Origin of the sequence: Candidatus Nitrosopumilus salarius BD31, from assembly GCF_000242875.2 — an archaeon.
Lineage (GTDB): Archaea > Thermoproteota > Nitrososphaeria > Nitrososphaerales > Nitrosopumilaceae > Nitrosopumilus > Nitrosopumilus salarius.
Map to the genome: position 1 here is coordinate 1 of NZ_AEXL02000059.1, position 920 is coordinate 920.

Annotated in this window: 1 protein-coding gene and 1 pseudogene; both read left to right on the forward strand. The window is 35.5% G+C overall.

Going from position 1 to position 920, the window contains the following annotated elements:
- Window positions 1-639 (forward strand): AMP-binding enzyme (locus tag BD31_RS02490; protein ID WP_008298089.1); only part of this gene is annotated, 639 nt, incomplete at its 5' end.
- 70 nt (window positions 640-709) lie between these two features.
- A pseudogene (locus BD31_RS02495) lies at window positions 710-920 on the forward strand (pyridoxal phosphate-dependent aminotransferase); the annotation flags it as partial.

A 920-nucleotide genomic window follows, 5' to 3' on the forward strand; every position in this document is an offset into this window, starting at 1 on the left:
GGTATGAAATTAAAGCCTAGTACTGTTGGCATTCCAGTTCCTGGGATGAATCTTGATGTTTTTGATGATGCTGGAAATTCGGTACGAAATCAAAATGGTTATCTGGTAATAAAATCCCCATGGCCTGCAATGACTAGAGGCTTATTAAATGACGATGAAAGATATCTTGAAACATATTGGTCACGATTTGAAAATGTTTGGTTTCATGGAGATTATGTCTATGCAGATAATGATAATCTTTGGTATATGCATGGCAGGACAGACGATGTAATTAATGTCTCAGGGCACAGAATGAGTACTGCTGAAATAGAGCACACTGTAATCTCTCATCCTAAAGTGTCTGATGCCGCATCTATTGCAATTCCTGATGATCTTACTGGTGAGGCAATTGTAATATTTTTCGTTGCAGATGATAATCTTGAAACTAATTTGCAATCTATTGTTTCTGAATATGTCTCTGAAAAAATTGGCAAGATTGCACGTCCTAAGCATGTTTTTCAATTATCTGATTTACCGAAAACAAGAACAGGTAAAATTATGCGTAGACTGTTGAAATCAAAACTTTTGGGTAATGATCTGGGTGATTTATCGTCACTTGAGAACCCTCATGTTTTAAATGAAATTTCAAGAATAGGTTGATAAAATCAACGTAATTGATATTCTCCGTTTCATGAGTAATATCTAAATTTTATACAAATAACATTAATTATTGAAATTCATAGTTGATCAACAGGTTCAGGACATTGAGATGCCTGAAAATCTCAAATTAAACACATTCTTACAGGAATTTCACTCTGATTGCCATTCCCCCGAATGCAATTTTGGCTTTTACGGATTTGCGTTTGGGCAGTCACCATTTCCTGTTCCAAAACCCGTTCAAGATGCACTGATAAATAATGCTTCAAAAGGGGCATATGCGG